At 45.7% G+C, this 17,532-nt stretch carries 15 protein-coding genes; 3 read left to right on the top strand and 12 right to left on the bottom strand.

The genetic code is table 11. The annotated features are described in order from the left end of the window. Positions 1 to 105: 105 nt before the first annotated feature. From A3763_RS23280 to A3763_RS23240, 9 genes are all read right to left on the bottom strand, one after another. Positions 106 to 1,221, bottom strand: coding sequence for a methyl-accepting chemotaxis protein (locus A3763_RS23280; protein ID WP_068516764.1), 1,116 nt, complete (start codon positions 1,219 to 1,221; stop codon positions 106 to 108). Positions 1,222 to 1,454: 233 nt separating this feature from the next. Then, positions 1,455 to 2,492 (bottom strand): dihydroorotase, encoded by a 1,038-nt coding sequence (gene pyrC, locus A3763_RS23275; protein WP_068516767.1) that lies wholly within the window; start codon positions 2,490 to 2,492, stop codon positions 1,455 to 1,457. 278 nt (positions 2,493 to 2,770) lie between these two features. Continuing rightward, positions 2,771 to 3,955 carry an NnrS family protein gene (locus A3763_RS23270; protein WP_068516770.1) on the bottom strand — a complete coding sequence of 395 codons (1,185 nt, stop codon included), beginning with the start codon at positions 3,953 to 3,955 and terminating at the stop codon, positions 2,771 to 2,773. Between the two features lie 339 nt (positions 3,956 to 4,294). Beyond that, a complete protein-coding gene (gene yegQ, locus A3763_RS23265; protein ID WP_068568159.1) occupies positions 4,295 to 5,671 on the bottom strand; it encodes a tRNA 5-hydroxyuridine modification protein YegQ in 1,377 nt (458 codons plus the stop codon). Positions 5,672 to 5,693: 22 nt separating this feature from the next. After that, positions 5,694 to 6,434, bottom strand: coding sequence for an MBL fold metallo-hydrolase (locus tag A3763_RS23260; protein WP_068516776.1), 741 nt, complete (start codon positions 6,432 to 6,434; stop codon positions 5,694 to 5,696). Positions 6,435 to 6,442: 8 nt separating this feature from the next. Then, a complete protein-coding gene (locus A3763_RS23255; RefSeq protein ID WP_068516779.1) occupies positions 6,443 to 7,054 on the bottom strand; it encodes a hypothetical protein in 612 nt (203 codons plus the stop codon). A gap of 235 nt (positions 7,055 to 7,289) precedes the next feature. After that, positions 7,290 to 8,471: an alginate export family protein gene (locus tag A3763_RS23250; RefSeq protein ID WP_068633681.1), complete on the bottom strand. Its 1,182-nt coding sequence runs from the start codon at positions 8,469 to 8,471 to the stop codon at positions 7,290 to 7,292. Positions 8,472 to 8,674: 203 nt separating this feature from the next. Then, complete coding sequence (moaB, locus tag A3763_RS23245) at positions 8,675 to 9,235, bottom strand: molybdenum cofactor biosynthesis protein B (protein WP_068567508.1); 561 nt, start codon at positions 9,233 to 9,235, stop codon at positions 8,675 to 8,677. Positions 9,236 to 9,287: 52 nt separating this feature from the next. Next, positions 9,288 to 10,553, bottom strand: coding sequence for a nitrate/nitrite transporter (locus tag A3763_RS23240; RefSeq protein WP_068516785.1), 1,266 nt, complete (start codon positions 10,551 to 10,553; stop codon positions 9,288 to 9,290). 344 nt (positions 10,554 to 10,897) lie between these two features. On the opposite strand from A3763_RS23240, the gene A3763_RS23235 reads away from it, so the two are divergent. From A3763_RS23235 to A3763_RS23225, 3 genes are all read left to right on the top strand, one after another. Continuing rightward, the gene (locus tag A3763_RS23235; protein ID WP_068568131.1) at positions 10,898 to 12,373 is read left to right on the top strand and encodes a NarK family nitrate/nitrite MFS transporter; all 1,476 of its coding nucleotides are present in this window, start codon (positions 10,898 to 10,900) and stop codon (positions 12,371 to 12,373) included. Between the two features lie 100 nt (positions 12,374 to 12,473). Beyond that, positions 12,474 to 14,201, top strand: coding sequence for a bifunctional protein-serine/threonine kinase/phosphatase (locus tag A3763_RS23230; RefSeq protein WP_068633683.1), 1,728 nt, complete (start codon positions 12,474 to 12,476; stop codon positions 14,199 to 14,201). 82 nt (positions 14,202 to 14,283) lie between these two features. Then, positions 14,284 to 15,240 (top strand): ion transporter, encoded by a 957-nt coding sequence (locus A3763_RS23225; protein WP_068633684.1) that lies wholly within the window; start codon positions 14,284 to 14,286, stop codon positions 15,238 to 15,240. Positions 15,241 to 15,266: 26 nt separating this feature from the next. Here A3763_RS23225 and A3763_RS23220 read toward each other — a convergent pair whose 3' ends face one another. From A3763_RS23220 to A3763_RS23210, 3 genes are all read right to left on the bottom strand, one after another. Beyond that, positions 15,267 to 16,058, bottom strand: a complete 792-nt coding sequence (locus A3763_RS23220; protein WP_068633686.1) for an ABC transporter ATP-binding protein — start codon at positions 16,056 to 16,058, stop codon at positions 15,267 to 15,269. Next, positions 16,055 to 16,969, bottom strand: coding sequence for an ABC transporter permease (locus A3763_RS23215; RefSeq protein ID WP_068633688.1), 915 nt, complete (start codon positions 16,967 to 16,969; stop codon positions 16,055 to 16,057). The genes A3763_RS23220 and A3763_RS23215 overlap by 4 nt, the downstream gene beginning before the upstream one ends. After that, positions 16,959 to 17,532: ABC transporter substrate-binding protein (locus A3763_RS23210; RefSeq protein WP_197483071.1), on the bottom strand; the 574-nt coding region annotated here is incomplete at its 5' end. The genes A3763_RS23215 and A3763_RS23210, both read right to left, overlap by 11 nt.

The raw sequence follows: 17,532 nt of genomic DNA, 5'->3' as shown, positions 1-17,532 counted from the left end.
CTTATCCGATAGTTAAAATTCTAACTAAAGAATTGTAACTTTGTGTGAAAGTGATATTAACATTACGTAATAGCTTTGTCTTGTCTGTACCAGTAAAAGTAAGACTTAGGGGATTTTATTTACTCGCTTAGAGAGTGCGCGTCGGAGAATTTCTTGCTGGTCTTCGTCTTTACAGCTATATAGCTGCTTGAAATCACTCAATATAGGACCGAAGAAGTCCTTGAAGTGCTGCGAATCCTGATAAACTTTGTATGCTTTCTGTTGAATTGCATCGCTGGACAGTTTCTCGGTATTTGAAATGTTATATAACTGCTCTATTTCCTCTTTGAGAGAGGCGATCAAGGGCAGGTTGGGATTATTTTCTGGGTCCTCAGGTTGCAAATGCTCCCATAAGCTTAGCAATGTCTCCTTTGCTTGGTGGGTGTTGGATAGGTCGGCTTGGGCAGCAATATCCAGACACTCAACAGACTCTTTGAACATGGTTTCGGTTTCTGCCAGTTTAGCGCTGATCTTGTCATTAAAATCATCTGTTTGAACTGAAAGCGTGCGCACTTCATCTGCAACAACGCTAAACCCTCTTCCTGCATCGCCTGCTCGAGCGGCTTCAATCGCGGCATTGAGCGCAAGGAGGTTGGTTTGTGAGTTGATCTTGTTTATATCTTCTAGATGCTCAACTACTTCATGAAAACGTGCATCAATATCGTCAAAGTTCTGGTTTAAAGTAACAGAAGCCGCCTGAATGTTTTCAAATTGCTGAATCAGCTGGGCTAAGGCCTGATTCGAAACTTCTCCAAAGTTGTTGAGGCTTTCTAGTGTGCTGGGCTCAAGGTTTTCATCTAAAGATTTTGATAATGATTTAGCATAGCTGTCTGCCCGTTCGATTGTCTCTGCAGTTTGTGTCGTATCGTCAGAAAGCGAGTGTGTAAGTTTTTCAGTATCCTCTGCAAGCTGGGCGATAAGCGCAATTTTTTCATCCATCATATGGTGGATTTTATCGAATAACTCAATTTGCGCCTGCTTTTCTCTTGCCGCCCGTTTTGCTCGCGGTGTTTGGTCATAGGGCACTAAAGATCGCTCAATGCGTTGCCAAATCATAAAGCCAACGATCATTGTCATGAACACTAAGGGAACGATGACGTAGCTTGGTAGCGGCGGTGCGATGACTAGCCAGCCAGTTGCGAGAACCTGCAGGAAAAGCAGACAAGCGTATTCATATTTCATTGAGTGACCTTTATCACCAGTGTAAGAACCGAGCGCTAAAATGTTTCGAGTGCGAACGACAAGACGAGCCTATTTAGCGAGCAAGTCTGGCCTCAGTGTCACTAGAAGCAATCGTTTTAGCTTGTTTGAATAAGTCTAGTATGCTTACGTATTTCTACAATGTTTGTAGAAAAAATAACGACCGCAATCAGCGGCGTCTTGGCTTATATCGGCCAAGACGGTGAGATCTGGAGTTATTTTGTTTTTAGCTTCCAGTTAACTGTTTGCCCGGCATAAAAAGGAACAATTGGATTGCCATTAGGGAGAATGATTTGCTCCGGGATGGTCCATTCTTCTTTTTGAAGTGTGATAGTACTGGTATTGCGTGGTAGTTGGTAAAAATCTGGGCCGTGATGGCTGGCAAAGCCTTCGAACTTGTCGATCGCTCCAAGGTCCTCAAATACTTGCGCATAAAGCTCTATAGCGCTCCAGGCACTGTAGCAGCCAGCACAGCCGCAAGATGACTCTTTTTTCGCCTTTTCGTGAGGTGCTGAGTCGGTTCCAAGGAAGAATTTGCTTGAGCCACTCTTTACAGCTTCTCTAAGCGCTGTTTGGTGGGTGTTGCGTTTAAGTACAGGTAGGCAGAAGTTATGGGGCCGAATACCGCCTACGAGCAGGTCATTACGATTAAGGAGCAGGTGTTGGGGAGTGATCGTTGCGGCCAGTTTGTCTGAGCCTGCTTGTACAAACTGAGCAGCTTCAGAGGTTGTGATATGCTCAAAAACAACTCTTAGCTCGGTAAATTTTTCGGTGATAGGGGCTAGGTGTTGTTCAATAAAAAACTTTTCCCGATCAAAGATATCAACCTCATGAGAGGTCACTTCACCGTGAATCAGTAATAACATGTCGCAAGCTTGCATTGCCTCAAAAACCGGGTAAAGCTCGTTCAAGGCTGAAACTGCAGCATCGGAATTGGTTGTTGCTCCTGCTGGGTAAAGCTTGGCTGCAATAATGCCCGCTTGCTTGGCGCGAGTAATGTCTTCGGGCTTTGTATCGTTTGTCAGATATAGGGTCATTAAGGGAGTGAAATCGACTCCTTCAGGTATAGCGTTTTCAATTCTGGCTTTATAAGCAAGTGCCATTTCTGTGTTAACAACAGGCGGGACAAGGTTAGGCATCACTATCGCTCGCTTAAAGCACCGAGCGGTTGCCGGGACAGTTTCTGCGAGCATGTCTCCATCTCGAAAGTGAAGGTGCCAGTCATCGGGGGCTTGAATAGTGATTTCTTGCATGGGATATCCTGAATCAAAAATTTAAGCTTATATTATGCCTGAAAATATAGGCTTCAGGAAATTCAGGGTGGGAGGACAAGGTATGGATGACTAACTTGTCTGGAGGGATCTCAGGCGCTTACTTTGCCAACTCTATTTTGCCAAGCAGGCCTGCATGGTCTGAGAGGTAAGCCCGCTGGTATTAGGCATATCTCCGTTTGACTGCTTGGCACGTAAAATTCTCAAACGCTCAATTGTGCGACCTTTCGGGTTAATTGAAATGTGACCGGCGCATTTTTTTATCCGTATTTCCCATCTACACGGGGGCTTGTCCATACGGGAATAAAGGCTAGGCAGAATAATGAAAATGCTATGATCCACAGACCACCGGAAATATTGACCCAAAGCAAGTGACTACCCGGAGCAATGGCTGGTAGAAAAAACCTAATGATGGCAGCCAGAGAAAGAATAAGCAGGGCGGGCCCTAAAGTCTTTGGTAGATGCTTAAGGTTTCGCCCTGTATGGCCCGTTGATACGCGTGCCATCATGCCCATGGTCATAACGCCAATAGCGCCGACAGCAAAAGCATGTATGGACAAATAAGGCGACAGTGAAAGTCTGGTTTCAAATACAAAAATTAAAAAGCCGATGGTAATTGAACCCAGGGTTACGAAGAAACTCCATAGCAAAGGGGATTTCCATATACCTGATGTATACCAGCCGATCATACGTATGGTCGTGATAATGACCATGAGTGCCGCAGCAGTCTGCGCGAGGGTGATATAGTTGGTAAAGAGGGTTGCGATAAAAAACACTAAAAAGACCAGCATACTTGAGATATCGAGAATTCTAGAGTTAAACAAGGTCACTTCGTAGCCTACCCCTCGTTCAATAAAAAGAGGAATAATCCGACGCCCGATGGTCAGGATCAGACCGACAACGATATAGAGGCCTGCGTAGAGGGATGTATGTGCACCTGAATCACTAAAACCAAGTGCTTGAGCATAGAAAAAGGCATTCCCGACTGCAATCAGCACTAGCTTCGAAAGAATCGCCATTTGACGCCATTGTTTGACTTGGATGATCGGCTTGGCAATAGCGTAGCCGAGACAAACGATAAAGATGAGGTCGAAGAATGCAGCGAGTGATAGTACGTTAATCAGCCACATTAGGCGTGCCAGGGCCCACAAAGAAAAGAGGATCATGAGCGGTTTGCCGTGAGGAGTCTGTAGGCCGGTCCAGTTTTTTACTGCGGTTAACAAAAAGCCGGCGATTACTGCCACGGCGTAGCCATAGATCATTTCATGAGCGTGCCATTGAAAAGGGCTGATGCTATTTGAATTAAAAGACCAGGCTTGGTTTAGAAAGAGTAACCATACGGCGATGCTGACTAAAGAAAGGAGGCTAGCACCGGCGAAAAATGCACGAAAGCCAAGGTTGAATAATGCTGGGTGTTGAGAGCTGAGCTCGTGTTTAGGTTGCATTGACGATTCCTATGCCAGCTAGTGAGGATTGTATCACTATGACTATGGTTATTTTGTGTAGGTAGCGGGTTTCATACCGTGCTTAGCTGAAGGCATGTACTAGCCCGCTAGCGAGCTATGGAAAGCTCTGCCTACTAAGTAATCAATCTTTAAGGCTAGAGGGGGGGCAAGGAAGAATCAATACCTAAAAAGTAGCAAATGATCTATTAAGGTACAAGACTCAGAGCCTTTTTATAGTGCGCGGCCAAAGGCCGAGCCTGCCTTAGGATGCTATCAGCACTTTTGCAGGAGGCCCGCCCTTGAGGAGCGGGCTCTGCTTACAGGAAGATTTGTCCTTGATTAGATATTTCTAACAATTAAGCCTTTTTCAAGCGCTTCGTGAGTAAGCTTAAGCTTGGAAAGCTCCGGAACCTCGAGTTCAACTTTATAACCCGAGCCAAGAGCTGACTCAATTTCTCGGCCGTTCTTGCTGTTGAATAGCTGTGCTGCGGTGAAGGAAATATTACCTACCGGTGTTAGCAGCGTGAGCTGATCTCCAGTAGAAAGCTTGTTTTTCGCCTCAAGTTTGATGCGATTTGTGCCAAGGTCACCTTCCAGAACGTCTGCGACGAATAGTTGCTGAGTTGAGGTTGAATTGCCTGTCTCATAGTTTTGGTATTCATCAGGTACATGGCGGCGGTAAAAACCCTCTGTGAAACCTCTATTAGCCATGCCTTCGAGGTCGTCCATCAAGGCCATGTTGAACTCATGGCCGGCGGCGGCATCATTGATCGCTTGTCGGTATACTTGAGCAGTTCTTGCAGCGTAATAGTACGATTTGGTACGGCCTTCAATCTTCAGGGACTCAACACCTATATCCATCAGGCGCTTAACATGCTGAACAGCTCGTAGGTCTTTGGAGTTCATGATGTAGGTGCCGTGCTCATCTTCATAAGCAGGCATGTACTCACCAGGTCTGCCTTTTTCCTGTAGTAGGTATAAAGGGGAAACTTTTTCTAGGACGTCAGAACTTTCCGAAAGTGAAAGTGTTTGAACATTAGGGTCGTAGGTTTCAACTGCTTGGCTTGGAACAATTTCTCCGCCATCAGTCTGTTCTGCTTCGTGAGTCTGGTACTTCCAGCGACAGGAATTTGTGCAAGCGCCCTGGTTTGAGTCTCTATGGGTCATATAACCGGACAATAAACAACGGCCAGAGTAGGCAATACACAAAGCACCGTGAACGAAAACTTCAATTTCCATTTCAGGAACGCGTTGTTTAATTTCCGCAATTTCATCCAAGGATAGTTCCCGCGAAAGAATGACGCGTGTCAGGCCCTGTTGTTGCCAGAATTTCACTGTTGCCCAATTTACCGCGTTTGCTTGAACTGAAAGGTGAACAGGCACATCAGGCCATTTTTCTCGCACCATCATGATAATGCCGGGGTCAGACATAATCAGCGCATCTGGCTTCATAGCAATGACTTGCTCCATGTCGCGAAGGTAACTTTTTACCTTGTCATTGTGCGGGCTAATGTTCGATGCGATATAGAACTGTTTGCCAAGCTCGTGTGCGCGAGCAACGCCCTTGGCAAGATTTTCAATATGGTTAAACTCGTTTTCTCTGACGCGCAAACTGTACCGTGGTTGGCCAGCATAAACTGCATCTGCGCCATAGGCGAAGGCGTACTCCATATTCTGGAGCGAGCCTGCGGGAGATAATAATTCAGGTTTTTTCATGTGTTCCGATTCGAAATTAAGGCTATTCTTTCTGCGAAATGGCGGATCCTACCTGTAATTGCTCGAACCAGTCCAGGAATTTCCCAACATTTTCACCTTTGAATATTCGGCCGTGCTGGGGAAGAAGCATGTCGATCTCTAATTTTCTGACGCGGTTGATCCAGTCATTTTTGGCTGCATTGGAAGGCATCCAGCGTTGATGGAACATTTTCATTTTCGGGATATGTGCATCAAAATCATCGACGAACATTGGGCTGTCGATAGGCTCAAGAGCCGCACCAACATCGCCAGTGAACAGGATCTTCGCGACAGGGTCATATACATGGTAGTTGCCCGAAGAGTGAAGGTAGTGTGCGGGAATCAGTTGTAAAGACAGGCCCGCCAGATCCAATGTTCGGCCTTCATCCTGTATCGCCTCGTAAGAAATATTGTTCATGCCGAAATGTCGTATGAAGCCTTCCCAAAGCCAAGGGCCATGAAGTTTCGCATCTGGGATAACCTGATCCCAAAGACCCAAAGACGAAATGATGTCTGGGTCCTGGTGAGAAGCAAACAAGTGAGTGATTTGCTCTAAAGGAATGTATTTGACGACAGAGCTTAACATAGGAGCAAAAAGCTCAACACCGCCAGGATCGAGTAAAACAGCTTGTTGATTATTCACGATCATAAACTGATTCGAATCAATAATTTTTTCAGGCTTGTCAGGGTCTCTTCCGAAATAGATCCATTGATGCTTTTCTTGATATATTGCTTGAGATTTCATGTGCGTGCCTAGATTAGTTTATTGTTAGTAGATAAAAACTTTAACGCTTTATCGATATGGTAAAGGATGCGCTTGATCATCTCTTCAACGTTATGCGCCATATCGAGTAAAACAGGGCTATGTTCGCCAGTTCGAGGCGCTTCGATTTTGGAATTAACAGCAATAACGGCGATGCTACGAATATTCTTTTGCATTTCCGTCAGAAGGTCATTTAGTTCGCGGTTAAAGCGTGCAATGCGTTCACGGCTTTGCTGCTCGCGTTGAGGGCGCCCCTGGATGTGTTGTTGGACGATCTGAGGTACTTTGTCCGGTTCCATCACTCTATAGGCTTTTTCAAGCTTCTCTTCAAATAAACTGGTACGCCACTCGCGAACGGCTTTATTGGCGGTTTCAACAGTCATGGTACTCACCAGGTCGGCCAAGGATATGGATTCACGTGAACACTCATCATAAAAGGTTGCCAAAACAGCTAGACCGGCTGCGCTTTCGCCAATACGTTTAGCGAGTACGCGCAAATTTTTGGAAGAAATAGATAAGCTTCGAGTAATCTCCTGAGCATGATAGAGCTCAGCGGCAACCTTTGCTGCAATGACGGTTTGTTGGGTGTTCTCGCTAAGCATTGGCAGTGTCTCCCAAACTCACTTACGTAGCGTATTTAGGGCCAGATTTAAAAAGATAAGACTTAGTTCTATCCGGTATCTGAGGCTCTCGTAAGTGCTTTGTTTTTATTGATTCGTTTAGTTTAGCACTGATCAAAAAAAAGCTGGAATTCACGGGGATATTTTGTGGCTATCGGGCATAAAAAAAGCGGAGGTGGAAGAAACCTCCGCTAGCAGTAAAAATTAACCTAAGAGACTAGAATTTAGCTGCGAGCTGCACCCAAATTTTCGTAGTATCCTCGCCCGAGTCTCCTTTACTGTAATCGGCAAGCTTGATTAGCCCTGTGTAGTTATCAGAAAACTTCTTGGCAACTAGAATGTCAATTTCACTACCTAAATCTCCACTACCTTCATCGGCGTCAAACTGGTGGTAGATTACCGCGATCTTAGGACCGTAGTTTTTGGTTGAAATGCTAAGCGAGGTGTCTACTAAGCCGTCAGTCCCTTTTTCAGCAGCAAACTTGTCAGCCCAACCGTTGAACTTATGCTTGGTTGCAAGAGGTGTCTTAAACATGGCATTACCGTCATCTGAGCCAAGAGTTTCGTAACCCAGCTTAGCGGTAAAGCCTGAAACATTTACACCTGCTTCAAGGTTAAGATAATTCGTTTCATGCTCATTATCATCGTCAGTAGTTTGTTGGGCAAATTCAGCGGTATAAAGGACAGTAAGGTCGTCACTTGCTTTCACTTTACCGTTTGCTCGGATACCGAAAGTGTCATGAATATCTTTCAGGTCCAAGAAGTAAGCGCTTAAGCCCAAGCCGTCAATACTCTTGTTGTTTACGTAGTAAACTTGATGGTCGTTGCCGTCGATATCGCCTCCGGTAAAGGTGTTTACGTTATAAACATTAGAGAATATCAATGTTGTGTCTGGTAGTGCTGTGTTAACTAGGGTAAAAGCATCATAAGTTTGTTCGTTTTGTCTCCAGCCCACGCCGCCTAGCATACGCTGGCCATCTAGGTTGATGCGCTGGCGACCGTAGCGAACGAGCGTATCAGCTGGCGCAGCAAAATCGATATATGCCTGGTTAATTTCAGTATACGTAGCATCGAGCACTACTGCTTCTTCATCTGGATCAGCTCCACTGTCGCTGTAGTTGTCTTCACCGACAACACTGTTGTTATCCATTTCTAGCGTAGTGGATACGCCATTGTATGAAAGCGTCTTGTAGGTTAAACGTGTTTTCACTGTGGATGCTAAAGCTTCACGGTTGGTGAAATCATCTACATATTCAAAACGATAACGTAGCGCAAGGGATGCATCGCCGCCCGCAATCGCGGCAGTAATTGAGTCTGCCTCTTCTGCTGCAAACGTTGGAGCTGCTGCAGAGAGTCCGAGAGCGATCATCGAGATTGATAGACTTAAAGCGTTCTTCATAAGCGATATCCTAATTGATATAAGTTCTAAAAGACTCCTTGCTCTTGTGTCTTAAATTTGCAAGGGATGTGACCTATTTAACGCTTTTGGTTTTGGGGGGGCAATCGGATAAAGGGAGTAAGGGGCTATACCTCCTGATGGGTAAGTCTGGAGGTATAGTGTTTTAAGATGAACTCGAAGTTTTAGTTTAAGTATTTGAAAATCTAAGAGTTATCTCTTTTTTCTCGATCAAGACATGCAGCGAAATCAATGCCTTTTAGCTGGGGTACAAAGTTGCAAGGGCCTTGACGGCTGTCAATTTGTGAGTCGATTATATTATCCCAGGCAGTGCGGCAGGCATTGGTGCTACCTGGTAGGCAGAATAGTAAGGTCTTGTTTGCCATGCCCGCTAGTGCTCTAGACTGGACGGTTGAGGTGCCAATTTGCTCAAGAGATATTTGTCGGAAAAGCTCGCCGAAACCATCGACGACCTTATCAAGCAAAGGGGTAACGGCTTCAGGGGTGCTATCTCGGCTAGTAAAGCCTGTACCACCGGTAATGATAATAACTTGGGTGTCATCACTCGCAATCCATTTCGAGAGCGCAGCGCGAATTTTATATATGTCGTCAATGACAATCTTTTTGTCTGCGAGCTTGTGCCCAGCCGAGTTTAACTTTTCTACCAGAAGTTGGCCTGATGTGTCATTGTCTTCAGTGCGAGTGTCTGAAACCGTTAATACGGCAATGTTTAAAGGGATGGTTTCTTGGCTGACGTTGTGACCCATAGGGATATCTCTCTTGTATAAGCAATGTAGTAATAAAGTTTAAAGATGATGCTTAATCATCATCTAGGAAGTTATGACTGGTGGCATGTTGCACGCGCTGGTTAAAGCGATCAGTCTTGATAGCAAGGAACATGACAGTCATACAGCAAGCGAGCACACCATATAAAACCATGAAGCATGCGCTATGGATGCCGATCCAGTCAACGGCTAGGCCAAAAGCGATAGGGAGTGTGCAGCCGCCTAAGGCGCCAATTGCAGCCACTAAGCCACCAACAAGCCCCATTTGCTGAGGGTAGTATTCATGAATTGTCTTATACACACTTGCTCGCCCAAAGCCCTGGGCTATACCGATAATAAATATCAATGTACTGAAGAACCAGACGTTAATTTCGATAGCCAGTTCTACATCTTGATGCACGCCATGTATGGTCATCGTGGTCGGCGGATAGCACAAGAAGAACAAGCAAACTAAGCATATCCAGAATACTGCCCAGTTAACGGTGCGACCACCATAGCGGTCTGCAAACCAGCCTCCTAATGCTCGAACCATGCCAGAGGTGGCAACAAAGAAAAGCGTAAAGGCCATCGCTTGGCTATAGCTGAGTTTATAAGCGGAAGCATAATACTGTGGGAGCCAGAGGATTAGCGCTAAAAAGCTACCGAAGACAAAGTAGTAATATAGACCGAAGCGCCAAATCTGGATGGATTTAAGTGCTTGTAGGGTGCTAAGTTCGGCTTGAAGTTTTGTCGGGGTATAGGGGCGGGTAGGTGCTATTAGCCAGAACAGAAAAGCCATAATGAGTAAACCAACCCCATAGATAGGACCAATGCTGTCCCAACCCCAGTTCGCAACAATAATTGGGGCAAGTGCAAGGGTAATGGCTGAGCCGGTGTTACCTGCACCAAATATACCCATGGCAGTGCCTTGTCGGTTACTTTCAAACCAGTCGGTGATATAACGAATGCCGATGGTAAAAGATGTGCCACTAATACCGATCCACAAGCCAAGTAATAGGTAGCCTTCCAGAGTCTCGATGTGAGGCAGGATGAATAGTGGCGGTGTGCTAAGAAGCATTTGTAGGGTGAATAGGCTCTTGGGGTTGTAGCGCTCGCTAAGCCAGCCAGCAGGAATACGCCCTAGTGCACCGGTTAGAACCGGGGCCGAAAAGAATAATCCTAACTGTGTTGCGCTTAGGCTTAAGCTGTTTTGAAGTTCAAGCCCCAAAACGGCATAGAGTGTCCATACCGAAAAATTAGCAGCAAATGCTATGGTGGCAATGGTTAAGGCTCTGGCTGCGCCAGGGATCTCAAAATTCATTATGACGCTCTGATCGAAGGCTGTTTAACTCGGTTTATCCTCAAAGGTATTGTTGGTACAGAGGAGCTCGTTTATCTATTAAAGTGATTGATACCTATTAAATCAAAAAAACCTTGTGCATGTTTGTTCTAACCCTTTTGAGTTAGGGGGTATGAGTCGCCTACCTATAAGTGAGTAGGCTTTGTGATGCCTGCTGGCTTTGTGGCAAGGGAGTAAAAAATAAAGTAGGTATATGCGCTGTGCCGGGGCATTCTCAGGCCCTGCCTTACTTGACTCATATCAAGTAGGAAACCCTACACACGAAGCAGAATAGCGTCATACCCCTTTTTTGTATAGGAGGCTTTATGTCCACTGATCATAAAATAAACCTGTTCGCTTTTGGCGACCCCAAGATTAAAACACTCCACTTTACGTGGTTTGCTTTTTTCTTAACCTTCATGGTTTGGTTTAACCATGCTCCGCTTTTGGTGTTTATGAAAGAAGCGTTTGATATGTCGAGTCAGCAGGTCAAAGCCCTGATGATTCTGAACGTTGCGCTAACAATTCCAGCACGTATCGTCATCGGTATTTTGGTGGATAAACTAGGGCCCAGAAAGGTTTATAGTACTTTACTTGTACTGACAGGCGTCGTGTGTATAGCATTCGCACTGGCTCAATCTTATGAGCAGCTCGCAATGATGCGCTTTTTAATGGGCTTTGTTGGTGCCGGGTTTGTAATCGGTATCCGCATGGTTGGCGAATGGTTTCCTCATAAGTCTGTCGGTATCGCAGAAGGTATCTACGGTGGTTGGGGTAACTTTGGCTCAGCTGCATCGGCTATGCTATTGCCTACGCTGGCAATGATGTACGGTGGAGAAGATGGCTGGAGATATGCATTAGGTACAACAGGTATTGTTGCTAGTATCTATGGCCTTATTTACTATCAGGTAGTACGTGATACGCCAAAAGGTTCAACCTACTTTAAGCCTAAGAAAGCAGGTGGTTTGGAAGTAACAAGCTGGGGTGACTTTTACCTATACTTGTTCATGAATATTCCAATGTATGCAGCCTTAGCTGTGTTGGCTTGGAAACTATCTCCAACGGGTGTTGCTCTCTTAAGTCAGACTGCTGTTTACGTTATTTGGGCGGGTTTGGTCGCTCTATATGTTTTCCAAACTTACTCTATCTGGAATGTAAATAAAGAAAATCTGACAAACGGTGTCCAAGAGCTTGATAAGTACCACTTTAAGCAAGTTGCGATTCTAGACTGGTCTTACTTCGTTACCTTCGGTTCAGAACTAGCGGTTGTATCAATGTTGCCTCTATTCTTCTTGGAAACTTTTGAAAGTCTTGATCCTGTCAAAGCGGGCCTATTGGCTTCAGGCTTTGCCTTCATGAACTTGGTTGCACGCCCAACTGGCGGTTGGTTCTCTGATCACATTGGTCGTCGTAAAGCTCTAATGTTCTTGATTGGTGGTTTGGCATGTGGCTACTTTGTATTGAGCCAGGTTGATTCATCTTGGTGGATCCCCGCTGCTGTGATTGCAACCATGTGCTGTTCGTTCTTTGTTCAGGCTGGTGAAGGTGCGGTATTTGCGGTAGTTCCACTGATCAAACGTCGTATGACAGGTCAGATTGCAGGTATGGCCGGAGCGTATGGTAACGTCGGTGCAGTAACTTACCTAACTGTTTTGAGCTTTGTAGATTACAGTACTTTCTTCTTGGTGATCGGTTGTTCTGCACTGATTGTATTCTTCATTGCTGCAATGATGGATGAGCCAAAAGGACAGATCTCTGAAGTACTGCCAGATGGCACAGTTCATATGATTGATGTTGGCTAGTTAGAAACTTGCTAGTCTAGAGTGCCTGCTGGTGGCTTATTTCATCGGCGGGCATTTTTGCGTTAAGGTAACGCTATAGCACTAAACTCAGGATTTCTCGATGGCCCAGATTCTTAAGATTGATGCTGCATTTTCAACAGACGCCGGTATAAAACCGATCAATGAAGACTCGGCTGGCGTCAAGGTTCCAGAAGATAGCTATCTGCTTAACAATAAAGGTTGTGCACTCGTCGTTGCCGACGGTGTTTCATCAGCTGAAGCGGGGCGCGAAGCAAGCCATACGGCTGTTGAACGTTTTATTGAGGAATATTTCCAGACGCCTGACACCTGGTCAGTCAGTAAGTGCGGAGAGCAGATTCTATCAACGATTAACCTCAAGCTTTTTCGTAAGAGTCACGAGTTCTCGTCTGATACTAAAGGTTACTTATCTACATTCAGCTCCATCGTCATCAAAGGTCGTACCGCGCACTTTTTTCATGTTGGCGATAGTCGAATATTTTTGCTGAGAGAAGGCGAATTCGCCCAATGTACTACTGATCATGTCGCTTCTTTAGGCGGCGGTAAAACTTTTCTTACTCGCGCCATCGGTATGGATAATCGCTTGCACCTCGATTATGGGCGAATTCCTCTTGAAGCCGGTGATCGCTTATTGCTGTGTAGTGATGGTGTACATGACTTTATCGAGGAAGCGAGAATAATCGAAACGCTGGCGATGGACCAGCCGGCTGAGTTTATCGCGGACAAATTTCTAGATTTGGCACGAGAAGGCGAAACCGATGACAATATCAGTGCCGTTGTGGGTATTGTTGAACAGCTGCCTTTCGAAAACCTTGATGATTATAGTGCGAAACTGACACGCCTACCTTTCCCGCCAGCTTTAGAAAAGGGTATGAAACTGGATGGTTTTGTCGTCCAAAAAGAGTTATTTGCTTCGAGTCGAAGCCAGTTGTATCTAGTAAAAGATGAAGTGTCAGGCGAGCTGTTGGCGATGAAGACGCCCTCACCAAACTTTGAGGAAGATACCGCTTATATTGACCGGTTTATCCAGGAAGAATGGATAGGTATTCGCATACAGCACCCTAATGTGGTCAAGATTATTCGACAAGACCGCAAGCGCAGTTTTCTATATTACCTCATGGAGTATGTCGAGGGAGAGGGCTTAGATAAATGGCTGAGAAAGAACCAGCCACCGAGTCCAAAGCTTGCTATCAATATCGTTAAACAAGTTGCAGAGGGCTTAAAAGCGTTTCATCAAAACGAGGCGGTACATCAAGACTTGAAGCCCGGAAATATTATGGTGACTGAAGAGGGCAAGGCCTTGGTGTTGGACTTCGGGTCAGTATTTGTTGCCGGTTTGTCTGAGTGCGTGAGCCCGATTATTCCTGATGGCGTTTTGGGTACAGCTGGCTACTCAGACCCGCTTTATCTACGCGGACATAACCCCGGGATCCAGGGGGACGTCTACTCGCTAGCAACCATTACCTATGAAATGTTTACAGGCACCTTGCCTTATGGAGATAAAATAGAGCAGTGCAGAAGTGCCTTTGATTATGATCAGTTACGGTACACTGAAGCCAGTTCAAATAACCCGGTGATACCAGAATGGTTTGACGGTGCTTTGAAGAGAGGGACGTCTTTTGATCTTGAAGAACGGTATAGAACGATCGATGACTTTATGAAGGACCTGCTGCAGCCAAACCCTGAGTTTCTGAAAGCGGACCCGGTGGTGCAGAAGAGTGCCAATACTTTAATGTTCTGGAAGCTTCTGTCAGGTTTCTGGTTTGTTACTTTCTTGCTGCTCATTTACCTGTTTAGCCAGAACAGTTGATGTAAATGCTTTGATTTGAGCTTGGATGAAGGCTTGAGTCGAGCTATATTGTCGCTATTACAATAAAAGAAGTGTTAACGACATGAGTACTACTGCCCGCGCTTTTTGGTATCGCTGCCTCAACGAGCCTTCGGCCGATTTCTTTCCTTCCTTGATAGTGACGGTCTTTCTCTCATTAGTTATTATTCTTAATATTCTTGAAGTCGTACTTGGTTCTCTGCCAGGCTTCAGGGAGCAAATGGGCGACTGGGTACTCATTGCTAATATCTGCTTTGTGGTCGTTTTTGCATTTGAGTATCTGTTGCGTTATTGGGTAGCGGCAGAAACACCTCATGCGACTCATATGACTAGCGGGCGAAAGCGTTGGCTATATATTCGTTCGCCCATGGGCCTAATCGACCTTTTCTCTTTCTTACCTTTATTCCTTTTGTTGCTACTGCCGGGTGATGCGTTTGGTGACCTGCGTATTCTTAAGCTGATATCGATGGTAAGGGTGCTTAAGTTAACGCGTTATTCTGCATCACTGTTGATGATTGCTCGTGTCTTTCGTGAGAATAAGAACACCTTGCTGGCAGCAGGTTTGGTGATGATGATCTTGATGTTTATTGCCGCGACAGGTATTTATATCTTTGAAAAAGTTGAACAGCCTGAAGCCTTTGGCAGTATCCCCGCTTGTTTATGGTGGGCCGTTGTGACCTTGACAACCGTTGGCTATGGAGATGTGACGCCTATTACTGTCGGAGGACAGCTTTTTGGTGCGCTGGTCATGGTTTGTGGTGTCGGGATCGCAGCGATGCCCGCTGGTATTTTCGCATCCTCATTTGTCCAGCTTGTTCGAGAGCAGGAGCATGAGCGACGAAGAAAACTGCGTATTCGTCGCGGCCAATTAGAGGTAGTCGCTGGAAAGAATAAAGAGGAAGAGCCTTCTTTGCATTTGAGTATGAGTCAGTCTGAGCAGCGAGAAGTGGCGTATTTAGTGTCTGAATATGGCTTAACACTCGATCAGGCGACGGGTGTTGTGAGTCACTTTCGGCACTAAATGTCTTTGTAAGAGTCAGTGCCAGTTTAGGAAAGTACTAATTTATCGTCATCCAAGGCGTCATGATTCTTATGGAATTGATCCAGTAAGTCTTGGCTGTTCATACCTTCGCGCTGCTTGCCACTGACATCCAGAACAACCTGGCCCTGATGAAGCATCAAGGTTCTATCGCCAACGCTTAAGGCCTGATTCATGCTGTGTGTAACCATTAAGGCAGTTAGTTTTTCGCTACGAATAATCTCTTCGCTTAAGTTAAGGATAAATTTGGCTGTTTTCGGGTCCAGGGCAGCAGTATGCTCGTCAAGCAGTAGTAATTTTGAAGGTTGAAGTGCTGCCATTAGGAGGCTGACCGCTTGTCGTTGACCGCCTGACAACAGTCCAATTTTATCTTCTAAACGATATTCCAGGCCAAGCTCCAGGCTCTTCAACTTATTAATAAAGCTTTGTTTGAACTCTCTTCGAGCGGCTCGTTTTAGCCCTCTTCGTGAGGTGCGTGCGTGCGCAAGTGCAAGGTTTTCCTCAATCGTCAGGTCTTCACAGGTGCCAGTTAAGGGGTCTTGGAAGACTCGCGCTATCCATCGGGCTCTTTTATGTACAGGAAGCTTAGTGATGTCTTGATCATCTAAGTGAATTTGTCCTGTTTGAACAGCGACTTCACCAGACAGGGCGTTCAGTAAGGTTGATTTACCTGCACCGTTGCTGCCAATAACTGTAATGAATTGATGCTTAGGAATAGTCAGGTCGATTCCCTTTAATACATGGTTTTCTAAGGGGCTGCCGAGATTAAAACTAACATCTACCTTGCTCATTGAGATCATTGGCCGAACCTCGTGCGTGCTTTAATGGCGCTTTTGATATTTGGGGCAACAATTGCGAGCGTTACCAAAATAGCCGTGATCAAATTGAGATCTTGAGCTTTAAGGCCTAATAATTCACCGTTAAGTGCCACGGCAATAACCAGGCGATAGAGTAGTGAGCCAATCAGGCAGGCAAGGATCCAGCGAAACAGGTTCTTCGGGCTAATCAAGGCTTCGCCGCCTATCACAGAAGCAAGGCCGATAATAATGATGCCGACCCCCATAGTTACATCAGCGCTACCCTGACTTTGAGCAAATAAAGCGCCTGCCAGGGCGACAAGGGCATTAGATAGTGACATCCCAAGAATAACCATTAACGAAGTATTGACGCCATTGGCCTGAGCCATTCTGGGGTTAGAGCCTGTGGCGCGCATTGCTAAACCAATTTCACTACGCAGGAACATAAAAAGCAGGGTGAAAGTAATAAGACTAATGATACCGAAGCAAATTGGGTAGGCGACGTAATAAGGAATCTCATAAGTAGCAATACTTAGCTTATCTAGCGGGCTTAACAAGGTATCAACGCCGAGCAACGCGATGTTCGGGCCATCCATTATTCGCAGATTAATGGAATAAAGCGCGATCATAGTCAGGATTGATGCAAGTAAATGCAAAATTTTTAGTTTCACATTTAATATCGCTGTCACTGAGCCTGCAAGGGCGCCGGCTAAGCAAGCGCAGAGCGTCGAGATAAGAGGGTTTACGCCAGCAACAATCAGTGCCGCGGCGACAGCGGCCCCTAAGGGAAAAGACCCGTCAACAGTAAGGTCAGGAAAACCCAGGACTCGAAAAGAAAGAAAGACTCCAAATGCGACCAGAGCAAAAATGAAGCCGGTTTCTAAGGCGCCGAATAAGGCAAAACTATTCAACAAGTGATTTAGCCTTAGAGATAAACTCTGGCGAAAGTGTTATGCCCATACGCTTTGCTGCGCCAGGATTAACAAACAACTCTGTATTCATGACACCTTGAACCGGAATATCAGCAGGTGATTGGCCTTGAAGAATCTGCACAACGATCTTGCCTGTCTGTCGGCCCACTTCATAGTAGTTAAACCCTAAGGCCGCGATGGCGCCACGAGCGACACTATCGGTGTCGCCGGCAAAAACAGGAATGTCTGCTTGCTCAGAAATTTTGATGATACCTTCTATAGCAGAGATGACTGTGTTGTCTGTAGGGAGGTAAATTGCATCAACCTTGCCGAGTAATGAGCGAGCTGCAGTTTGCACATCCGAGGACTTGGGGGAGACTGCTTCAATTACTTGAAGGTTCAGCTCTTCAGCATGTTGCTTGATTAGCTTGAGAAGTGAAACAGAATTAGCTTCTCCTGGGTTGTAGATAATACCGAGTTGCTTACTGGCAGGGAGGACCTCTTTAATCATCTCTAAATGCAGTTTTATCGGTGTTAGGTCCGACACGCCTGTAACGTTTTTGCTC

This window comes from Oleiphilus sp. HI0128, assembly GCF_001635365.1.
This window is presented reverse-complemented; position numbering and strand designations above follow the sequence as displayed.

Excerpts from the sequence above, each read along its gene's own strand:
- A3763_RS23280 (WP_068516764.1), bottom strand. The coding sequence starts at position 1,221 with ATGAAATATGAATACGCTTGTCTGCTTTTCCTGCAGGTTCTCGCAACT.
- A3763_RS23250 (WP_068633681.1), bottom strand. The coding sequence starts at position 8,471 with ATGAAGAACGCTTTAAGTCTATCAATCTCGATGATCGCTCTCGGACTC.
- A3763_RS23225 (WP_068633684.1), top strand. The coding sequence starts at position 14,284 with ATGAGTACTACTGCCCGCGCTTTTTGGTATCGCTGCCTCAACGAGCCT.
- A3763_RS23255 (WP_068516779.1), bottom strand. The coding sequence starts at position 7,054 with ATGCTTAGCGAGAACACCCAACAAACCGTCATTGCAGCAAAGGTTGCC.
- A3763_RS23235 (WP_068568131.1), top strand. The coding sequence starts at position 10,898 with ATGTCCACTGATCATAAAATAAACCTGTTCGCTTTTGGCGACCCCAAG.
- yegQ (WP_068568159.1), bottom strand. The coding sequence starts at position 5,671 with ATGAAAAAACCTGAATTATTATCTCCCGCAGGCTCGCTCCAGAATATG.
- A3763_RS23230 (WP_068633683.1), top strand. The coding sequence starts at position 12,474 with ATGGCCCAGATTCTTAAGATTGATGCTGCATTTTCAACAGACGCCGGT.
- A3763_RS23220 (WP_068633686.1), bottom strand. The coding sequence starts at position 16,058 with ATGATCTCAATGAGCAAGGTAGATGTTAGTTTTAATCTCGGCAGCCCC.
- moaB (WP_068567508.1), bottom strand. The coding sequence starts at position 9,235 with ATGGGTCACAACGTCAGCCAAGAAACCATCCCTTTAAACATTGCCGTA.
- pyrC (WP_068516767.1), bottom strand. The coding sequence starts at position 2,492 with ATGCAAGAAATCACTATTCAAGCCCCCGATGACTGGCACCTTCACTTT.
- A3763_RS23270 (WP_068516770.1), bottom strand. The coding sequence starts at position 3,955 with ATGCAACCTAAACACGAGCTCAGCTCTCAACACCCAGCATTATTCAAC.
- A3763_RS23260 (WP_068516776.1), bottom strand. The coding sequence starts at position 6,434 with ATGAAATCTCAAGCAATATATCAAGAAAAGCATCAATGGATCTATTTC.
- A3763_RS23240 (WP_068516785.1), bottom strand. The coding sequence starts at position 10,553 with ATGAATTTTGAGATCCCTGGCGCAGCCAGAGCCTTAACCATTGCCACC.